Origin of the sequence: Novosphingobium sp. SG919 (assembly GCF_012932495.1) — a bacterium.
Classification (GTDB): Bacteria; Pseudomonadota; Alphaproteobacteria; order Sphingomonadales; family Sphingomonadaceae; genus Novosphingobium; species Novosphingobium rhizosphaerae.
On the sequence record NZ_JABCNG010000001.1, the window covers coordinates 679,271 to 698,033 of the forward strand.

The 18,763-nt window shown below is 64.0% G+C and carries 16 protein-coding genes; 8 read left to right on the plus strand and 8 right to left on the minus strand.

Going from position 1 to position 18,763, the window contains the following annotated elements:
- The first annotated feature begins 17 nt into the window (after nt 1–17).
- The 4 genes from FHT19_RS03090 to uvrA all read left to right on the plus strand — a co-directional run bounded on the left by FHT19_RS03090 (nt 18) and on the right by uvrA (nt 5,753).
- Nucleotides 18–950 (plus strand): ABC transporter substrate-binding protein, encoded by a 933-nt coding sequence (locus FHT19_RS03090; RefSeq protein WP_248290246.1) that lies wholly within the window; start codon nt 18–20, stop codon nt 948–950.
- On the plus strand, nt 947–1,942 hold the full coding sequence (locus FHT19_RS03095; RefSeq protein ID WP_168554323.1) for an iron ABC transporter permease: 996 nt from the start codon (nt 947–949) through the stop codon (nt 1,940–1,942). The genes FHT19_RS03090 and FHT19_RS03095 overlap by 4 nt, the downstream gene beginning before the upstream one ends.
- An 11-nt stretch (nt 1,943–1,953) precedes the next feature.
- A complete protein-coding gene (locus tag FHT19_RS03100) occupies nt 1,954–2,691 on the plus strand; it encodes an ABC transporter ATP-binding protein (protein ID WP_169473912.1) in 738 nt (245 codons plus the stop codon).
- Nucleotides 2,692–2,804: 113 nt separating this feature from the next.
- Nucleotides 2,805–5,753: an excinuclease ABC subunit UvrA gene (gene uvrA, locus FHT19_RS03105; protein ID WP_169473914.1), complete on the plus strand. Its 2,949-nt coding sequence runs from the start codon at nt 2,805–2,807 to the stop codon at nt 5,751–5,753.
- 77 nt (nt 5,754–5,830) lie between these two features.
- On the opposite strand, the gene FHT19_RS03110 is transcribed toward uvrA, so the two are convergent.
- On the minus strand, nt 5,831–6,271 hold the full coding sequence (locus FHT19_RS03110; RefSeq protein WP_169473917.1) for a hypothetical protein: 441 nt from the start codon (nt 6,269–6,271) through the stop codon (nt 5,831–5,833).
- A gap of 475 nt (nt 6,272–6,746) precedes the next feature.
- On the opposite strand from FHT19_RS03110, the gene FHT19_RS03115 reads away from it, so the two are divergent.
- Nucleotides 6,747–8,354: a hypothetical protein gene (locus FHT19_RS03115; protein WP_169473919.1), complete on the plus strand. Its 1,608-nt coding sequence runs from the start codon at nt 6,747–6,749 to the stop codon at nt 8,352–8,354.
- Between the two features lie 153 nt (nt 8,355–8,507).
- Here FHT19_RS03115 and FHT19_RS03120 read toward each other — a convergent pair whose 3' ends face one another.
- Nucleotides 8,508–10,064 (minus strand): DHA2 family efflux MFS transporter permease subunit, encoded by a 1,557-nt coding sequence (locus tag FHT19_RS03120; RefSeq protein WP_169473921.1) that lies wholly within the window; start codon nt 10,062–10,064, stop codon nt 8,508–8,510.
- 133 nt (nt 10,065–10,197) lie between these two features.
- Between FHT19_RS03120 and FHT19_RS03125 the strand changes: the two genes are divergently transcribed.
- Nucleotides 10,198–11,247 (plus strand): 3-oxoacyl-[acyl-carrier-protein] synthase III C-terminal domain-containing protein, encoded by a 1,050-nt coding sequence (locus FHT19_RS03125; RefSeq protein WP_169474899.1) that lies wholly within the window; start codon nt 10,198–10,200, stop codon nt 11,245–11,247.
- Nucleotides 11,244–11,747 (plus strand): isoprenylcysteine carboxylmethyltransferase family protein, encoded by a 504-nt coding sequence (locus tag FHT19_RS03130; protein ID WP_168554328.1) that lies wholly within the window; start codon nt 11,244–11,246, stop codon nt 11,745–11,747. Before FHT19_RS03125 ends, FHT19_RS03130 begins: the two co-directional genes overlap by 4 nt.
- On the opposite strand, the gene FHT19_RS03135 is transcribed toward FHT19_RS03130, so the two are convergent.
- From FHT19_RS03135 to FHT19_RS03160, 6 genes are all read right to left on the minus strand, one after another.
- Entirely contained in the window at nt 11,737–12,000 is a 264-nt protein-coding gene (locus FHT19_RS03135) for a hypothetical protein (protein ID WP_169473923.1), read from the minus strand. The two genes, FHT19_RS03130 and FHT19_RS03135, sit on opposite strands and share 11 nt — an antisense overlap.
- A 103-nt stretch (nt 12,001–12,103) precedes the next feature.
- Nucleotides 12,104–12,283, minus strand: a complete 180-nt coding sequence (locus FHT19_RS03140; protein ID WP_169473925.1) for an SANT/Myb-like DNA-binding domain-containing protein — start codon at nt 12,281–12,283, stop codon at nt 12,104–12,106.
- 93 nt (nt 12,284–12,376) lie between these two features.
- Nucleotides 12,377–13,726, minus strand: a complete 1,350-nt coding sequence (locus FHT19_RS03145; protein WP_169473926.1) for an aldehyde dehydrogenase family protein — start codon at nt 13,724–13,726, stop codon at nt 12,377–12,379.
- 979 nt (nt 13,727–14,705) lie between these two features.
- Complete coding sequence (locus FHT19_RS03150) at nt 14,706–15,920, minus strand: argininosuccinate synthase (RefSeq protein ID WP_169473927.1); 1,215 nt, start codon at nt 15,918–15,920, stop codon at nt 14,706–14,708.
- Between the two features lie 123 nt (nt 15,921–16,043).
- Nucleotides 16,044–16,826 (minus strand): 3-hydroxybutyrate dehydrogenase, encoded by a 783-nt coding sequence (locus tag FHT19_RS03155; protein ID WP_168554332.1) that lies wholly within the window; start codon nt 16,824–16,826, stop codon nt 16,044–16,046.
- A 52-nt stretch (nt 16,827–16,878) separates the two neighbouring features.
- Nucleotides 16,879–18,021, minus strand: a complete 1,143-nt coding sequence (locus FHT19_RS03160; RefSeq protein WP_169473928.1) for a patatin-like phospholipase family protein — start codon at nt 18,019–18,021, stop codon at nt 16,879–16,881.
- A 230-nt stretch (nt 18,022–18,251) separates the two neighbouring features.
- Here FHT19_RS03160 and smpB point away from each other — a divergent pair, with 230 nt between their 5' ends.
- On the plus strand, nt 18,252–18,734 hold the full coding sequence (gene smpB / locus FHT19_RS03165) for an SsrA-binding protein SmpB (protein ID WP_168554333.1): 483 nt from the start codon (nt 18,252–18,254) through the stop codon (nt 18,732–18,734).
- The last annotated feature ends 29 nt before the right edge of the window (nt 18,735–18,763 follow it).

Below are 18,763 nucleotides of genomic sequence, written 5' to 3' on the forward strand. Positions count from 1 at the left end.
AAAGGAATGACCTTGACGTGATCGGCCGTGTGCTGCCCCGCTTGTCTTGCCGCCGCCTGCCTGCATTGCTGGTCCTGGCTCTGGTGGGATGCGCGCGGGTTGCCCCGGCCGATGAGGCGGCGCATGGCGCAGGTGCCCTGCCGCGTATCGTCTCGCTCAACCCATGCAGCGACGCGGTGCTGGCGCAAGTGGCCGACCGTGCGCAGATTCTGGCGCTGTCCTTCTACAGCCGCGATCCTGCGCAAACCTCGATGGACGTGGCCGAGGCGCGCCGCTTTCCCTCCACCGATGGCGCCGTGGAAAGCGTGGTTGCGCTTCATCCCGACCTGGTGGTGACCAGCACTTATGCCGATCCGGCCACGCTGGCGGCGCTGCGCAGCATGGGGCTGCGCGTGGAAACGGTGGGCATTGCCGATTCGCTGGCTGCGGCGCGCGCGCAGGTCCGCAGCCTGGCCGCCTGGGCCGGCCATCCAGAGCGCGGTGCGGCACTGCTGGCGCAGATCGATCGCGCCGTGGCAGAGGCTGCGCCGCCGCCCGGCCATGTTCCCATTCCGGCCGTGTTGTGGGAGCCGGGCGGGCTGGTGCCGGGCCAGCACACGCTGGTCTCTGACCTGATGAGCCAGGCGGGTTTTGCCAATTTCAGCGCGCAGCGCGGGCTGGGCCAATCCGAACGCCTGCCGCTGGAACGCATGCTGGCCGATCCGCCGCGCGTGATCCTGGCGGTGGGCCCGGCACCGGGCACGATCGTGCCAGGTACCGGCCCGGACGAAGATCGGCTGCTGTTCCACCCCGCGCTCGCTGCGTTGACGCACACCGCGCGCGCCCCGATCGCGCCCAATCTCATCTATTGCGGTGGCCCCACGATTCCGCGCCTGCTCGATCGGCTGGTGGCGGTGCGCCGCGAACTGGAAGGCCCTGCGTTGGACAAAGCTTTGGGTAGGCCGCAATGAACCGAGCCGCTCTGCCCGTGGTGCTGGCCACGCTGCTCCTGCTGCTGTTTCCGCTGTGCCTGATGGCGGGGCAGGTGTGGATCAATCCGTTCGATCCGGCCGGGGCCCCATACAGTGCCAATGCCACGGTGATCCTGGCGCAACTGCGCCTGCCGCGCGCGGTGCTGGCGGTCGTGGTGGGCGCCGGGCTGGGCGCGTCAGGCGCGGCGATGCAGGGATACTTGCGCAATCCGCTGGCCGATCCCGGCCTGTTCGGGGTGGCGCCGCTGGCTGCATTGGGCGCTGTATTGTCGTTGTTCATGGGCTTTGCGGTGCAGCCTTTCGCGCTACCGGCCATGGCCCTGGCAGGCGCGGCGGGCGGCATGGTCCTGCTCGCCCTGATCGCTTCGGGGCCACGCACCGGCCTGGCCGGCGGGGTGGCGCTGTTCACCCTGGCGGGGATGATGCTTTCCAGCCTTGCCGGCGCGCTCACCAGCCTGGCGATCAGCCTGGCGCCCAATCCCTTTGCCCTGACCGAGATCGTGACCTGGCTGATGGGCGCGCTCACCGACCGCAGTTGGCACGATGTCGCGCTGGCCGCGCCGCTCACCGCGCTGGGCCTTGCCGTGCTGTGGCGGGCAGGGCCCTCGCTCGATGCGTTGACGCTGGGCGAACTGGCCGCGCGGTCGATGGGGCTCGATCCCGCGGCCTTGCGCTGGATGATGGTGCTGGGCGTCGGGCTGGTGGTGGGCGCCGGGGTTTCGGCCGCCGGGGTCATCGGCTTTGTCGGGCTGATGGTGCCGCACATTGTCCGCCCGTTCACCGATCGCCGCCCGTCCAGCCTGCTGCTGCCCAGCGCGCTGGCCGGTGCCCTGCTGTTGCTGGTCGCCGATGCGCTGTGCCGCTGCCTGCCGCTGGCGGGCGGGGAACTGCGCCTGGGCATCGCGCTCAGCCTGCTGGGCGCGCCGTTCTTCCTGCACCTCCTGCTGCGCCTGCGGCGTGGTCTCGCCTGAAAGGGGCGCGCATGGAACTTGTTGCCGAAGCCGTAACCGTGGTGGGCCGCCTGCGCGAAGTGCGCGCAGGCCTTGCGCCCGGGCGCCTGACGGTGATCTGCGGGCCGAACGGCGCGGGCAAGTCCACCCTGCTATCCGCCCTGGCCGGACTGGTAGAGCCTGACGCGGGCCGCGTGTGCCTGGGCCAGCATCGCCTGGGCGAATTGACCGGGCGCGAGCGGGCCATGGCGATCGGCTATCTGCCCCAGGCCGGCGAAGTGGCATGGAACGTGACCGTGGAAACGCTGGTGCGGCTGGGCCGCCTGCCGCACCGCACCCCGGCCAAGGTGGACGCCGCGGCCACCATGGCCGCACTCGACGCACTCGATCTCAATGCCTTGGCAGGGCGCGAGGTGGGCACGCTTTCGGGCGGTGAGCGCGCCCGCGCCCTGCTCGCCCGCGTGCTGGCCGGGCAGCCGCGCTGGGTCTTGGCGGATGAGCCGCTGGCCGCGCTCGACCTGGCGCACCAGCAGGCGCTGCTTGCCCATTTTCGCCGCCTGGCCGGCCAGGGCGTGGGCGTGGTGGTGGTGGTGCATGATCTAGCGCTGGCGATGAACCATGCCGATCACGTCATCGTGCTCGATCGCGGCACCGTGGCGGCCAATGGCCCGCCGCACGTGGCCCTGGCCGAAGAGGTGCTGGCCAGCGTGTGGGGGGTCAAGGCGCGCTGGGTGGGAGACGGGCGCAGCCGCGCGCTTGCGATCGGCTGACCGGCTTCCCACATTCCAGATCAATCGTCCTTGCCCACGCAGCCATCTTGCGCGGCTATTGCTGCGCTGCGACAGGCTTGCGTGAATCGAACAAATCTGGAACACCGCCCTTCATGTCGACCGCATCCACTCGTGCGCGTAGCGCATTGACCACCCTTTCCGTGCGCGGCGCGCGCGAGCACAACCTGAAGGGCATCGATGTCGATCTGCCGCGCGACAGCCTGGTGGTGATCACCGGCCTTTCGGGCTCGGGCAAGTCCAGCCTGGCGTTCGACACGATCTATGCCGAGGGGCAGCGGCGCTATGTCGAATCGCTTTCGGCTTATGCGCGCCAGTTCCTGGAAATGATGCAGAAGCCCGATGTGGAGCACATCGACGGCCTTTCGCCCGCCATTTCCATCGAGCAGAAGACCACCAGCCGCAACCCGCGCTCCACCGTGGCGACGGTCACCGAAATCTACGACTACATGCGCCTGCTGTGGGCGCGGGTGGGCATTCCCTATTCGCCGGCCACCGGCCTGCCGATCAGCGCGCAGACCGTCAGCCAGATGGTCGACCGCGTGATGGCCCTGCCCGAAGGCACGCGCGCCTATCTGCTCGCCCCCGTGGTGCGCGGCCGCAAGGGTGAATACCGCAAGGAACTGGCCGAGTGGCAGAAGGCGGGCTACACCCGCGTGCGCATCGATGGCGAGATGTTTGCCATCGAAGACGCCCCCGCGCTCGACAAGAAGTACAAGCACGACATCGAAGTGGTGGTCGACCGCATCGCGGTGAAGGACGGCATCCAGACGCGCCTGGCCGACAGTTTCGAGCAGGCGCTCAAGCTGGCCGATGGCCTGGTCTATATCGACCTGGCCGACACCACCGTGGCGGAACTGAATGGCGAGGCGCCGCCGGAAAAGGCCAAGAAGGGCGCCGCCAAGGGCCAGTTGAAAGGCGCGGGCCTGCCCGACAACCGCATCGTCCTGTCCGAAAAGTTCGCGTGCCCCGTCTCGGGCTTCACGCTCGACGCGCTCGAACCGCGCCTGTTCTCGTTCAACGCGCCCCAGGGGGCCTGCCCGGCCTGCGATGGCCTGGGCGAAAAGCTGCTGTTCGATCCGCAACTGGTGGTGCCCAACGAGCATCTCAGCCTCAAGCAGGGCGCCATCGTGCCCTGGGCCAAGTCCAACCCGCCCAGCCCCTATTACATGCAGGTGCTCGCCAGCCTGGCCGGGCATTTCGGGTTCAGCCTGGACACGCCATGGGACAAGCTGCCGGGCGAAGTGAAGATCGTGATCCTCCACGGCACCGCCGGCAAGGCCGTGCCGCTCACCTTCATCGACGGCAAGAAGAGCTACACGGTCTCCAAGGCGTTCGAAGGCGTGATCGGCAATCTCAACCGGCGCATGCTGCAGACCGAAAGCGCCTGGATGCGCGAGGAACTGGGCAAGTTCCAGACCGCCCAGCCCTGCGAAACCTGCAACGGCGCGCGGTTGAAGCCCGAGGCGTTGAGCGTGAAAGTGGCCGGTAGCGACATTTCCACCGCCACGCACCTGTCGGTCAGCGATGCGCTGGAATGGTTCGCCACGCTCGACGGCAAGCTGACCAGCCAGCAGAGCCAGATCGCCAAGGCCATCCTCAAGGAAATCAACGAGCGGCTTGGCTTCCTCAACAATGTCGGCCTCGATTACCTCAATCTCGATCGCACCTCGGGCACGCTGTCGGGCGGGGAATCGCAGCGCATTCGCCTGGCCAGCCAGATCGGCTCGGGCCTTTCGGGCGTGCTCTATGTGCTCGATGAACCCTCCATCGGCCTGCACCAGCGCGACAACGACCGCCTGCTCGAAACCTTGAAGCGCCTGCGTGACCTCGGCAACACGGTCATCGTGGTGGAGCACGACGAAGACGCGATCCGCACCGCCGATTATATCGTCGATCTCGGGCCGGGCGCGGGCGTGCATGGCGGCGAAATCGTGGCGCAGGGCACGCTGGACGATATCCTGTCCAGCGAAGACAGTCTGACCGGCCAATACCTGACCGGCGCGCGCCGCATCGAAGTGCCCAAGAAGCGCCGCAAGGGCAATGGCCTGTCGATCGTGGTCGAAGGCGCGCGGGCCAACAACCTCAAGAACGTGACGGCCAAGATTCCGCTCGGTACGTTCTGCTGCGTCACCGGCGTGTCCGGTTCGGGCAAGTCGAGCCTGACCATCGACACGCTCCAGGCCGGCGCCGCGCGCATGCTCAACGGCGCGCGCGTGGTCGCGGGCGCCCATGACGCGATTCTGGGCCTCGAACACTGCGACAAGGTGATCGAGATCGACCAGTCGCCCATCGGCCGCACCCCGCGCTCGAACCCGGCCACCTACACCGGCTCGTTCACCCTGATCCGCGACTGGTTCGCCGGCCTGCCTGAAGCCCAGGCGCGCGGCTACAAGCCCGGCCGGTTCAGCTTCAACGTCAAGGGCGGGCGCTGCGAAGCCTGCCAGGGCGATGGCCTGATCAAGATTGAAATGCACTTCCTCCCTGACGTTTATGTGACGTGCGAGGAATGCGGCGGCAAGCGCTACAACCGCGAAACGCTGGAAGTGAAATTCAAGGGCCACTCCATCGCCGACGTGCTCGACATGACGATCGAAGACGCGGTGGAATTCTTCAAGGCCGTGCCCCCGATCCGCGAGCGCATGGCCATGCTCCACGAAGTGGGGCTGGGCTATGTGAAAGTGGGCCAGCAGGCCACCACCCTATCGGGCGGCGAAGCCCAGCGCGTGAAACTGGCCAAGGAACTGGCCCGCCGCTCCACCGGCAAGACGCTCTATATCCTTGACGAACCCACCACCGGCCTGCACTTCGAAGACGTGCGCAAGCTCCTGGAAGTGCTCCACCGCCTGGTGGACCAGGGCAACAGCGTGGTGGTGATCGAACACAACCTGGATGTGATCAAGACCGCCGACTGGATCATCGACATGGGCCCCGAAGGCGGCGTGCGCGGCGGCGAAGTGGTCGCCGTGGGCACCCCGGAGCAAGTGGCCAAGACCAAAGCGAGCTTCACGGGGCACTATCTGGCGCCGCTGCTGAAGCGGTGAAGGCTGCTCGATCCTCCCCGCTCCGCGGGGAGGGGGGGCACGCGAAGCGTGGTGGAGGGGAAGGCCGCCGAAGTCTGCTATTTCTTGTATTCGACCAAGCGCAGCCCATTCACAAAGCTTTCTTCATCGGCATTGTGAAAGTTGAAGCCGATGGCAAAGAGACATCTGCTGGGCGTGGTGAAAATAGGCACGATCTTCCAATCCTCATATCCCATCGCACCAGTGAGCGACAAGACAATAGCGCGGTATTTCACAAAGTTCTGCCACATCCGGTTGAAATTCGTGCCTACATTCCAGAAAATGCAATCGAGATCACCACTATCGGTGAGCCGATACACCACCAGTTCGTGAACTGCGGATTCTATGATTGTTGCAATTTCCAGATGAGGCGTTCCGAAAATAATCCGTAAATGGCATTTTGAAATGTAATTGTATCGCTCGTCAAGATGGTCATCGTAGTATTCTTTTGGATCAATGACGCTGAAGGCATGATTTGCATTTTGAAGGTACGCAGGCATTCAGAGATCCTTTATGACGGCGAGTACAATCTTGTGCATTACTTAGTATTTCGGAACAGCGTCGAATTTTTTTGACCCTGTTCCAAAATCATGGCCGTCGGAGAAGAGATAAGTATGCTGTCCCCGGCACTTCCCCTGCCCCCGGAGCTTCAAGTGCCTCGCGCCGCTTGAGGATCTCTTGGCCAGCTGCGTCAAGGCAATGGACCTGGAGCATATGCTTGGCCAAATCGAGGCCGGCAACCGTGACAGACGACAGATCGACTGCTACTTTGCTCATGGACGGTGTTACCTTTGGGTGGACCTTCGACCGTTAGGCCGATTCAGGTGATCCGCTCAATGCGAATCACTTGCCCCGTGGGGGCGCCATTCACACCATCATCGTAATTGCTAATTTCAACAGCAAAGTTTTTGGATTGCGGGCACTATCGTGCGTGTTTATGTTTCCTGAACCTAGGGGAAAGTCTGGACATAGAGCATGAAGTACTGGTTTGCGGCTGCAATCTTCGTGGTAGGTAATAACGCATATTCAAGTCAAGCCTGCGCTTCGGACGTATTTTTTTCTTGTGATGGCTTGAGGAAGCCTGGGCCCAATGATGACCAGCTGGCAACCGATCCTGAACGCGGCCAGACTGTATCATGGTCCGAACCTAGAGCTGAGGTTCGCTCATTGAATGAGCAAGGTGTTGCCGCGTGCGATTCCGCTTTGGCGGATCCGCGCCTCAAAATGACTTACGTGCAAAGACATGCCAATCTATTACAGGCAAAGGCGGCCCACCTCTTGGGTAGTGGTCGTATTGACGAGGCCTTGGTCACTTTAGAGGCCTCGGATCGTATTGGATCCACATACCCAGCAAAGCAGTTCGCGCAAGGGATCGGCTTGGGCAATAGGATTCTGAAAGGCATCGCGCTGTCATTAGCAGGAAAAAAAGAAGATGCGGATGTCGAACTTGACCAGGCGCGGCTTACACGACCGTGGGCAAGCAGTGTTGGAATGCAAACCCTTCGTGGACGCTTCACATATTCCAACACCGCGCAGCGCCTCAAATTGTTGAGAGAGGCGGCCGTGTTGAACCCCGAAGTCAATGTTGTCGGGATGGCGATGGCCCTGCAGTTGGGTGATTTTCAGACCGCCAATGCCATGGGTGCAGGACCGGCTCCCGAACCTTTGCCTAAGTTCCAAGGCTACTACGATCCGGCAGATGCAGAGGCGGGGAGGTTATTGGGCAATGCAGAACGTGTTGGCATGCGTGCTTATGCTTTATGTGCCTTGGCACGTTGCGCCGAGGGGCAAACCGAATTGGAGATTTTTGAACAGTCGCTAAATCGGCCTCAGGCATCGTCGGCCTCCCGCCAAGATTCTAACTCCAATGCGCTTTCAATGGCACGTCAGGGCAGCTTGGAGAAGATTGCGGCATGGCGGAAAATTATTGAATTGAGAAGAGGTATTGCAGACTTCTCAATCACTCCTGATCAGCTGATTACGAAAATTAAAGTAGCGCCACCGCAGGTGAAAATCGTACTGTCCGACTTGCTGCATTACTCCTCCAAAACGGGTAGCAGCGGGAGCGATCCCACACTGTTGGCAATAATTGAGGCGAACGAGACTGCCCTAAAGAACGTCGATTTGGTGTCAAGCCATTTAAATGTTCCTGCCGAGTATAACCTTCTACCAAATGTTGAAACGTCGATCATCCGTGTAAGATACCGCCCGACCACGAAGGGAGCCTTCGCACTCGGCAGCGGCTTTACCATCTTTGACACTGGGAAAGGCGATGAGTTCGGAATCTACTTTGTTGACTTTGCCGCATCAACAGCGTCAATCGAAGAGGCTGCTCTATATGCTGCAGCGGTACTAGCGAAGTCTAAAGGGTTCGACGCAATTGTCGTAACTTATAATCGTACAGTCAGTCGGCAAGTAGCAGGAAACTTTGTGCGCGCAGATATGGGCCGCGCCGCTTACCTCCGATTTAAATGCCTTCATCGCACATCTAATGATGTGGCTGTCGCAGATTATGGTTTCCGGATTATCGCAGTTGATGATGTAATGCTAGGTGTCGAAAATAATCTTAGATCAAATCAATAATGGTGGTGACAGCCTGAAGCAAAAAACTCCGCCACAGTACGCCCGCCTTCCACCGCGCCGCCCCTCCACCACCGCTTCGCGGTGGTCCCCCTCCCCGATTCGGGGAGGAGTTGTTAGTCAGCGGAGCTTGGCGTTACGGCAAATGCGTTGCCGTCAGTCTTGAGGCCGCGCCTCGCGGCGGACAAACCACAGCGCCATCACCGCCAGCGCCACCAGCACGCCGCACAACAGCCACGCCGCATTCACCGCCGGAACGAGCGCGGCCTTTTCCACCAGGGGCCGCACCATCTCGGTGGTGAAGTCGTCGAGGGGGTGGCCGCGTTGTTCCAGGAAGGCGTCGCGGGGGATGCCGATGCGGACGGCGGTGGCCACGTCGCCGGCGCGGAGTTGGTCGGCGATGTGGGTGCCGGCGCTCGCGGCGCGGGAAAAGATCGTGGTGTCGATCAGGGCGAGGCCCACGGCGCCGCCCAGGTTGCGCATCATGTTGAACAGGCCGCTGCCGTCCGCCACCAGGGTATCGGGCAGGCGGCCCAGTGCCATGCGGGTGGGCGGCAGGAGGCAGAACATGATCGCGGCGCCGCGCACGATCTGCGGCAGGATCATCGCGCGAAAGTCGGTCTGTTCGGTCTGGCCGGTGCTGAGCAGCAGGCCGATGGCGAACAGCACGAAGCCGAAGCCGGTCAGCAGGCGCGGGTCCATCCGGCGTTCGGCATAGACGGCGATGGGCGCCACCAGCAGTTGGGTGCAGCCGGTCACCAGCATGATCTCGCCGATCTGCAGCGGCCCATGCTCGCGCACCAGGCCCAGGAAGAACGGCATCAGATAAGTCGAGCCGAACAGCCCGAAGCCCAGCACGAAGCTGAGCAGGCAGCCGATGGTGAAATTGCGATCGGCAAAGCAGCGCAACTCCACCAGCGGGGCGGAGGACAGCAACGTGCGCCACACGAAGCAGGCGGCGCACACGGCCGCCCCGGCCAGCAGCCCCAGCACGCGCGGGCTGGCCCAACCGAGCGTGGGCGCGTCTTTCAGGCCAAGCTGCAACGCCACCAGCCCGGCGGCGAGCAGGACCAGCGCCAGCAGATCGACCCGGCGGCCCGCCTGCCGGCCCGTCGATTGCCCGCGCAGAAAGATCAGCACGCCCAGGCTCGCGATCACGCCGGGCAGGATGTTGACGCGAAACAACCAGTGCCAGGAATAGGATTGGGTGATCCACCCGCCCACGATCGGCCCCACGGTGGGCGCCAGCACCGCCGCAACGCCGGCAATCGTGGTCGCCAACCCCTGGCTGCGCGGGGGAAACAGCAGGAACACCGCCGCAAACACCGCCGGGATCAGGGTTCCCCCGGCAAAGCCCTGAACCACCCGCCATGCGATCAACTGGCCAAAGCCGCTGCTGGCCGCGCAGCCCGCCGATGCCAGCGTGAACAGGCAGGCGGCCGCCACGAACAGCCAGCGCATGCCCAGCCGCGCGGTGAGAAAGCCGGTGAGCGGGATCGCCACGATTTCCGCGGTGAGATAGGCCGTCTGCACCCACACCATCTGATCGGGCGCGATGCCGAGGGCCGCCTGGATGGCGGGCAGCGACGTGGCGACGATCTGGATATCGAGGATGGCCATGAACATGCCCAGGCACATCAGGATGAAGCCGATCCATTCGCGATAGCTTGCGCCGTCATGTTCGCTTAGGCTCGGGGCGTCAGTGCCAACCATGCGTCCAGCCATCGATTCTCCTGTGCGAGCCCGCGCCCATCATAACGCAGGCTAAGGAACTCGCTCTCGACAAATTCGTTTCGGGGCTGGGACATTTGCTGCCGGTTCGCCGGTCTTTCAGGCGACATCCGTGATGCACCCCGTTTCGATTCTCTCGCTTTGCACCCAAACCCCCGCCAATATCCTGCCCCAGGCCGAAGCGATCGCCACCGCGCGGGAACTGATCGGCGGGCATTTTGCCGACTTCGAGCGATTGGCCGCCGTCTATACCAACGCCGGCGTCCACACCCGCCAACTGGCCATGCCGGTGCAATGGTATCGCAGCGAGCGCAGCTTTGCCGAACGGAGCGAAGTCTATCTCTCCGTCGCGCTCGATCTGTGGGTGGCGGCGGCCGAGCAGGCGCTGGCGCAAGCCGATCTGCGCGCCGAGCAGGTGGATACGATCGTCACCGTGTCTTCCACCGGCATTGCCACGCCCAGCCTGGAAGCGCGGGCCATGGCGCGGCTGCCGTTCCGCAACGACGTGGCGCGCGTGCCGGTGTTCGGCCTGGGCTGCGCCGGTGGCACCACCGGCCTTGGCCTGGCAAGCAAGCTGGCACGGGCCACGCCGGGTTCGCATGTGCTGTTCGTTACCGTCGAGCTGTGCAGCCTGGCCTTGCGCACTAACCGCGCCGACAAGGCCGATATCGTCTCCACCGCGCTGTTTGGCGATGGCGCGGCGGCCTGCGTGCTGCGCAGCGGCGAGGGCGGTTTCGTGCAGATCACGGCGAGCGCGGAAAAGACATGGCGCGACACGCTCGACATCATGGGCTGGCAGGCCGAGCCGACCGGGCTTGGCGTCGTGCTCAACCGCGCCATTCCCGCCTTCGCCCGGCAAGAAATGCGCCAGGCGATGCAGGAAATGCTGGCGCCGCAAGGGCTGAAGATCGAAGATGTGGATCGGTTCATCTGCCATCCCGGCGGGGCCAAGGTGGTCGATGCGCTGGAGCAGGCCCTGGCGCTCAACCAGGGGGCGCTGGTCAAGGAGCGAGAGGTCTTGCGTGATCATGGCAATATGTCTGCGCCCACGGTGCTGTTCGTGCTGGACCGCTATCGCCGGGAAGGGCTGCCGCCGCTCAGCGTGATGAACGCGCTGGGGCCGGGCTTTACCGCGTCGTCGCTCACGCTGCGGTGCGCGGCATGAACGCGGCCTATGCCATCATGGCCTTTGTCACGCTGCAGCGGTTGAGCGAACTGGTGATCGCCCGGCGCAACACCGCTCGGCTGCTGGCCGCCGGCGCGCGCGAAGTGGGCGCGTCGCACTATCCGGTGATGGTGGCGATGCACAGTGCCTGGCTGGCCGTGCTGTGGTTCACCGTGGGCGATCGACCGATTTCGCTCCCATTGCTGGCGGTGTTCGCCGTGCTGCAATTGCTGCGGGTGTGGGTGCTGGCCACGCTGGGGCCGCGCTGGACCACGCGGATCATCGTCACGCCCGAAGCGCCGCTGGTGAAGCGGGGGCCATTCCGCTTTGTGCGCCATCCCAACTATATGGTGGTGACCGCCGAAATCGCGGTGCTGCCGCTCACATTCGGCCTCGTCTGGGTGGCGTTGCTGTTCACCGTTCTGAACGCGGCGATGCTGACGGTGCGGATCGGGGCAGAAAACCGCGCGCTTTACGGCAATGCCAAAGTCAGTGCCTAGCCGCCGCCTCGCGCTCGGCCTTGATGCGCAGCATGGCGGCGTGGCACACCGGTGACGTCTGCTCGATCTTGGTGATCATGCAGGCTTCCACCTTCTTGCGGCTCAACGATTTCATCTCTGCTGGGCACAGCCGCCGCGCTTCCTGAACGCAGGCCTTCTTGCCCGGATCGGGCTGGGGCGATGCAGCGGCCTGGCCCATGCCCAGCACAATGGCACCCAGGGCCAGAACAACGCGGGCAGCACGTGACAGCATCGATGCATTCCTTGCGACAGGGGCAGGCTTTGCCCGGATGTTGCCGATTGGACTCATTCTTGCGATGCTTGTCAACGGCTTGCCGTACTTGGGGCGTAGCGGGTCAGCGCAGTTTGGCGATGCTCAGTCCGTCTGCCTTGGCGCGATCTTTCACCGATTCCTCGGTACGGGTGAGGGCCTTGGCGATGGATTTCAGGCCCATGCCTTTCTTGGCAAGGGTGTGAAGCTTCTGGATTTCCGCAGGAGTCCAGGGCTGGCGATGACGTTCGAACTTTTCGGCCATGGCGCGGGCGGTAGTGCACGGCGGGCAGGCTGTCCAAGGAAACGAGACCCGGTGCGGTGTGGGCGCGCGGGTGGGCGCGCCCGGTTGCCGGCATCACTGGTGCAGGTAGATCGCGCGTTCGTGGCTGAAGCACTTGAAGCCGAAGTAGCCGTGATAGCTGCCCATGCCGCTGGTGTTCACGCCGCCGAACGGCAGGTTGTTTTCCAGATAGTGCGAGAACACGCCGTTGACCGTGACCCCGCCCGAAGAGGTGCGGGCAAGGACCTTCTCGACCGTCGCGTCGTCCTTGCTGAACACATAGAGCGCCAGCGGCTTGTCGCGCGCCTCGATATAGCCGATCGCCTGGTCGAGCGTGTCATAGGTCATCACCGGGATGACCGGGGCAAAGATCTCGTCCTGCAGGATCGCCATCTGCGGCGTCACGTCGGTGAGCATGGTGGGGTGGATCGTCAGGTCATCGGCGTCGAACTGGCCGCCCACGGCCACCGTGGCGCCCTTGGCCACGGCATCGTCGAACATCGCCTTGACCCGGTCGAAATTGGCTTTGTTGACGATCTGGGCAATGCCGTCCTTCTTCAACTGGCCGGCTTCGTCATAGAGATTGGCCTGCACGCGGGCGCGGAATCCATCGACCAGCGCGGCCTTGGCGTCTTCGGGCACGAAGACATAGTCCGGGCTGATGCAGGCCTGGCCGCCGTTGAACTGCTTGGCTGCGGCCAGGGCAGCGGCGATCGGCGCGATATCCGCGCCGGCATCGATGATCACCGGAGACTTGCCGCCTAGTTCCAGCGTCACGCTGGTAAGGTGGCGGGCGGCGGCGGCCATCACGATCTTGCCCACGCGCGGGCTGCCGGTGAAGAAGATGTGGTTGAACGGCAGGTCGAGCAGCGCGGTTGCCACCGAAACGTCGCCTTCGAACAGGGCCACGTCCTTTTCATCGAAGGCTTCGCGGATGATCTTGGCGGCAACGCGTGCTGTGGCCGGGCACAGGTCGGTCAGCTTGACGATGCAGGTGTTGCCGGCGGCAATCGCGGCGGCCACCGGGCCCAGCGCCAGGCCCAGCGGGAAATTCCACGGCCCCAGCACCAGGCACACGCCGCGCGCTTCATAGCGGATCTGCGCGCGATCCGCCGGGTTGAGCGAGGTGGCGACTTCCGTCGGCTGCATCCAGGTTTCGAGATTGTCGATGTTGCGCTGGATGTTGCCGGTAACGTTGAGCACTTCGGTCACGCGGATTTCGCCCACCGGCTTGCGCGTGTCTTCCTGCACGGCGGCCACGATGGCATCGGCATGGGCTTCGACCGCGGCTTTCATGCGGGCCAGCTTGTCCTTGCGCTCCGCCGCGCTGGAGGCCTTCGCCTCCCACTGGTGGGCCTGCTGCAAGGCAAAGACGCGCGCGATATCGGCCGAAAGGTCGGCGGCGGTGGGAACGGCAATGGTCATGGTCCGTGGCATCCTGCTGGCTTTTTATTCGTTAGTTAAACTAACGATAATTCTGCAGGAAGCAAATGCCATGTTGCCAGCGTGGCCCTGCACGAAGGGGCAGGCCCCGGCGCAGGCAAAGTCTGCCCCAGACGCCGCGCATAAAACGAGGGCCGGCATTGCTGCCGGCCCTCACGAACGCCTGTGACCGGCCAAGCCGGTCTTGGGGAAGCGGGCGCTGACCAACGGTTGCGGGCGAGGGCCGTTCAGGACATCAAAGCCCCTGGGCCGTTGGCGGCGCCCGGCTGGTCAGGCGGCGTCAAAGCTCTCGTGCGCAGTCCGCATTCGCTCGCCCGGGGAAGGGCGAGGCCAGAACCCTTTTCCGCAACACCGCACGGTGCGCAGCATCACGGGCGTGGCCTTTACACCGAAGCACCGCTCCCACGCGCGCCGATCATGAACGCACGGGACGGACCCCACCGGGGCAAAGGCACCGGCAAATGGCGCCGTGGGCACAATTCCTGGCCGCGTGTTTCGACACGGGCATGTGCGAAATTGCTGCGCACAAAAACCATTGCCGCAAGCCCCCTCGCGGGCGCCACATATCCCCCTCACCATGCCGTGAAGGCACGAGCGGAATGCATGGTGTTCCGTTTGGCAAAAGGCTTGCTCTTCAGGTAAAGAGCTTTGCAAATCAGGGGCTTGCGCCTGCTGATTGGCGGCACTTCATCCTGTCGATTTCCGGATGCTGCGCCTGTCTTTCGAGTCGCGCAAGAGGGAATTTTGCGGATGGTTTGACGGGCGGGACGAGGCGAGTTTGCGGTGTTGTGCAAGGTTTCGCACCACCCCCCGACCCCCTCCGCTGAAGAGGAGGGAGAGTATGCAGAAAATGCCCCTCCACTGAAGGGGAGGGGGGTATTGCGCAGGCACAAAAAAGCCCCCTCCTCTTCAGAGGAGGGGGTTGGGGGTGGTGGAGGCCATAAGCAGCCTCGAAGGGAGATCAGCGCCCCTGCTGGGCCAGCAGGCGCAAACGCAGGGCGTTGAGCTTGATGAAGCCTGCCGCGTCCTTCTGGTCATAGGCGCCGGCATCGTCTTCGAACGTCACGTGGCGTTCGGAATAGAGGCTGTCGGGCGACTGGCGGCCGACCACCGAGGCGAGGCCCTTGTAGAGCTTCAACCGCACGGTGCCGTTGACCTTGGCCTGGCTGTGGTCGATCGCGGCCTGGAGCATTTCGCGCTCGGGCGAGAACCAGAAGCCGTTGTAGATCAGCTCGGCATACTTGGGCATCAGCTCGTCCTTGAGGTGTGCCGCGCCGCGATCGAGCGTGATCGATTCGATGCCGCGATGCGCCACCGCATAGATCGTGCCTCCCGGGGTTTCATACATGCCGCGGCTCTTCATGCCGACGAAGCGGTTTTCCACCAGATCGAGGCGGCCGATGCCATGCTTGCGGCCCAGCTCGTTGAGCGCGGTAAGCAGAGTGGCCGGGCTCATCGCCTCGCCATTGAGCGCCACGCCATCGCCCTTGGCGAAATCGATCGTGATATATTTGGGCACGTCCGGCGCGTCTTCCGGGTTGACCGTGCGCGAGAAGACATAGTCGGGCACTTCCTGCCACGGGTCTTCCAGCACTTTGCCTTCGGACGAAGTGTGCAGCAGGTTGGCGTCGGTCGAGAACGGGCTTTCGCCGCGCTTGTCCTTGGGCACGGGGATCTGGTGCGCTTCGGCCCAGGCGATCAGCGCGGTGCGGCTGGTCAGGTCCCATTCGCGCCAGGGGGCGATCACCTTGATGCCCGGCTCCAGCGCATAGGCCGAAAGCTCGAACCGCACCTGGTCGTTGCCCTTGCCGGTGGCGCCATGGGCCACGGCGTCGGCGCCGGTTTCGCGGGCGATCTCGATCAGGCGCTTGGAAATCAGCGGCCGCGCGATCGATGTGCCGAGCAGGTAATCGCCTTCATAGCGGGCATTGGCGCGCATCATCGGGAAGACGAAATCGCGCACGAATTCCTCGCGCAGGTCGTCGATATAGATGTGCTCGGGCTTCACGCCCATCAGTTCGGCCTTGGCGCGGGCCGGTTCCAGTTCCTCGCCCTGGCCCAGGTCGGCGGTGAAGGTCACGACTTCGCAGCCGTATTCCACCTGCAGCCACTTGAGGATGACGGAGGTATCGAGCCCGCCCGAATAGGCCAGGACGACACGCTTGATCTCGGACATGGGCGGGCACTCCTCAACTGAAAGACGCGACAATGCCCGGACAGGGCAAGGACGGGGCGCGCCTAACAGGCAGGGGGCCATATCGCAAGGCGCGCGGGGGATTTTCGCCCCCCGCGCCCGCGCTCAGTTCATGAACCAGCCGTGGCTGGCCACCAGCGACTGGCCGGTGAGGGCATTCGTCGGGAAGGCGGCAAAGAACAGCGCCACTTCGGCAATATCGTCCACCGTGGTGAATTCGCCGTCCACGGTCTGGCCGAGCATGACCTTCTTGATCACCTCGTCCTCGCTGATCCCCAGTTCCTTGGCCTGTTCGGGAATCTGCTTGTCCACCAGGGGGGTGCGGACAAAGCCGGGGCAAATCAGGTTGGTGCGCACGCCCTTCTTGCCGCCTTCCTTGGCGATCGTGCGGGCCAGGCCCTCAAGCCCGTGCTTGGCCGTGACATAGGCGCTCTTGAGCGGAGAGGCTTCCTTGGAATGGACCGAACCCATGAACAGGATCGCGCCGCTGCCCTTGGCATACATGTGCGGCAGCACCGCCTTGCTGGTGAGGAAGGCGCCATCGAGATGGATCGCCAGCATCTTTTTCCAGTCAGCAAAGGCGAAATTTTCCACCGGGTTGACGATCTGGATGCCCGCGTTTGACACCAGGATGTCCACCCCGCCCCAGGCGTCCACCACTTTGGCAACGCCGGCGTTGACCTGATCCTCGCTGGTCACGTCCATTTCCACTGCCATCGCCGCGCCGGGATGATCGGCGTTGATGCCATCGGCAGCGGCCTGCGCCGCGTCCAGCTTGAGATCGGCAATCGCCACGCGCCCGCCGGCCTGGGCATAGCGCTTGGCAATGGCCAGGCCGATGCCGCTGGCCGCCCCGGTGACGATGGCGATCTTGTTGTCGAGGTTCATCTTTTCAAACTCCAGGTCTGGTCGGTCCCCAGAAGGTGGGCCGGCCCTGCCGTCAGGCAAGGTCGAGCGTGACGATGCCGCGCTGCGGGCGCTGGCGATGTTTCCAGCGCGGGCTGGCAAACGAGCGTTCCACATCGCGGCGGCCATTTTCCCAATGGCCGTTCACCGTCATGCGCGAAAACTCGTAATCCTTGCTTTGGGTTTCATAATCCTCGCCGCGATTGATCAGGTGCAGGATCGTCACCGGCCCATCCTGGGCGTGGGCGGTCAGCGTGGCGAGGTCTTCGTCCTTGGCAAATTCGGGTGGCAGGCGCTCGGCCAGCCGTGCCGCGGCGGCTTCGAGCGCCTCGATCCGCTTTTGCATGTCGGTGTTGAGCCGGGTGCGGCTGGAAAAGCGGATGTCCTTTTCGCGCTGCGCGCTTTCGGCCAGGCTGCGCGGCATCATCCCGCGTGCGGAGAAGAGATCCACCTGGAACACCAGCACCGGATCGCGCGCGGCCTGCGCACGGGCGCTGTCGTGCCGGTCTGCCTCGCGCGCGCGCTCGTCCAGCACGAATTGCAGCGGCGTGTTGGAAACGATGCCGCCGTCCCAATAGGGTTCGCCATCCACCATCACCGGCGGGAAGCCCGGCGGCAGGGCGCCGCTGGCCATCACGTGTTCTGGTTCGATCAGGCGGTCGCGGTTGTCGAAATAGGCGAAATTGCCGTTGAGCACGTTGACCGCGCCAACGCTGAACCGAACTTTGCCGCTGTTGATCAGGTCGAAATCCACCAGTTCGAGCAGCGTCTGGCGCAGCGGGCTGGTGTCGTAGAGGCTGATCGAATCGGGCGAGCCGGGCAGGGCCAGCCACGGCGGCGTGGTGCGCGGTGTGAAGAAACCGGGAATGCCGGTAAGCGCAACCGACGCGGCGGCCCATTCGTTGAACAGGCGGCGGCCCCAGCCATCGGCGAACGGTGAAGGGTAAGGGATGCGCGACGATGCCTGTTCCCAGAACGCGCGCAAGTTGCGCACGCGCCGCTCTGGCGGGTTGCCCGCAATCAGCGCGGCGTTGATCGCGCCGATGGAAATGCCCGCCACCCAATCGGGGCTATAGCCTTCGCCAGCCAGTGCCTCGAACACTCCGGCCTGATAGGCGCCCAGCGCGCCGCCGCCCTGGAGCACCAGAACACATCGTTCGCGCGTTGCATCGGCCATCGTGGTCTTTTTCCGCCTTGTCATGCGCCGCCTGCGTGCAGTGCAGCGCGGTGCAGTGTGGGAGGGCAACGTGAAACTGGCAAGACGGGTTCCGCCACCCCCGTTCCGATTGTTGGGGCGCCACTTGCAGATTTCGCATGTGCTGGGCGGCCGCGTGGCGGAGAAACTTGCGCGGCTTTGGAATTCGCCTGCTTTCCATGCGGGCAATCCCACCCTACATGGGCTGCATCATGGCAAGACCAACTCCCCAGGCCTTCGACAAGAAGAAGATCGTCGCCGAAAACCGGCGCGCGCGGTTCGAGTATTTCATCGAAGACGTGTACGAGGCCGGCATCGCCCTGACCGGCACCGAAGTGAAATCGCTCCGCTTTGGCGAAGGTTCGATTGCCGAATCCTATGCCGAGGTGAAGAACGGCGAGGTTTGGCTGGTCAATTCCAACGTGCCCGAATTCAGCCACGGCAACCGTTACAACCACGAGCCCAAGCGCCCGCGCAAGTTGCTGTTGAAAGAGCGTGAAATCGCCAAGTTCCATGGCGCGGTAGAGCGCAAGGGCATGACGCTGGTGCCGCTGTCGGTCTATTTCAACGGCCGGGGCCGGGCCAAGGTGGAACTGGCCCTGGCCAAGGGCAAGAACGCGGCAGACAAGCGCGCCACGATCAAGGATCGCGATTGGCAGCGCGACAAGGCGCGGATCATGCGCGAACATAACTGAACGCGATTCTTGGCGCGCGGCTTCATCGC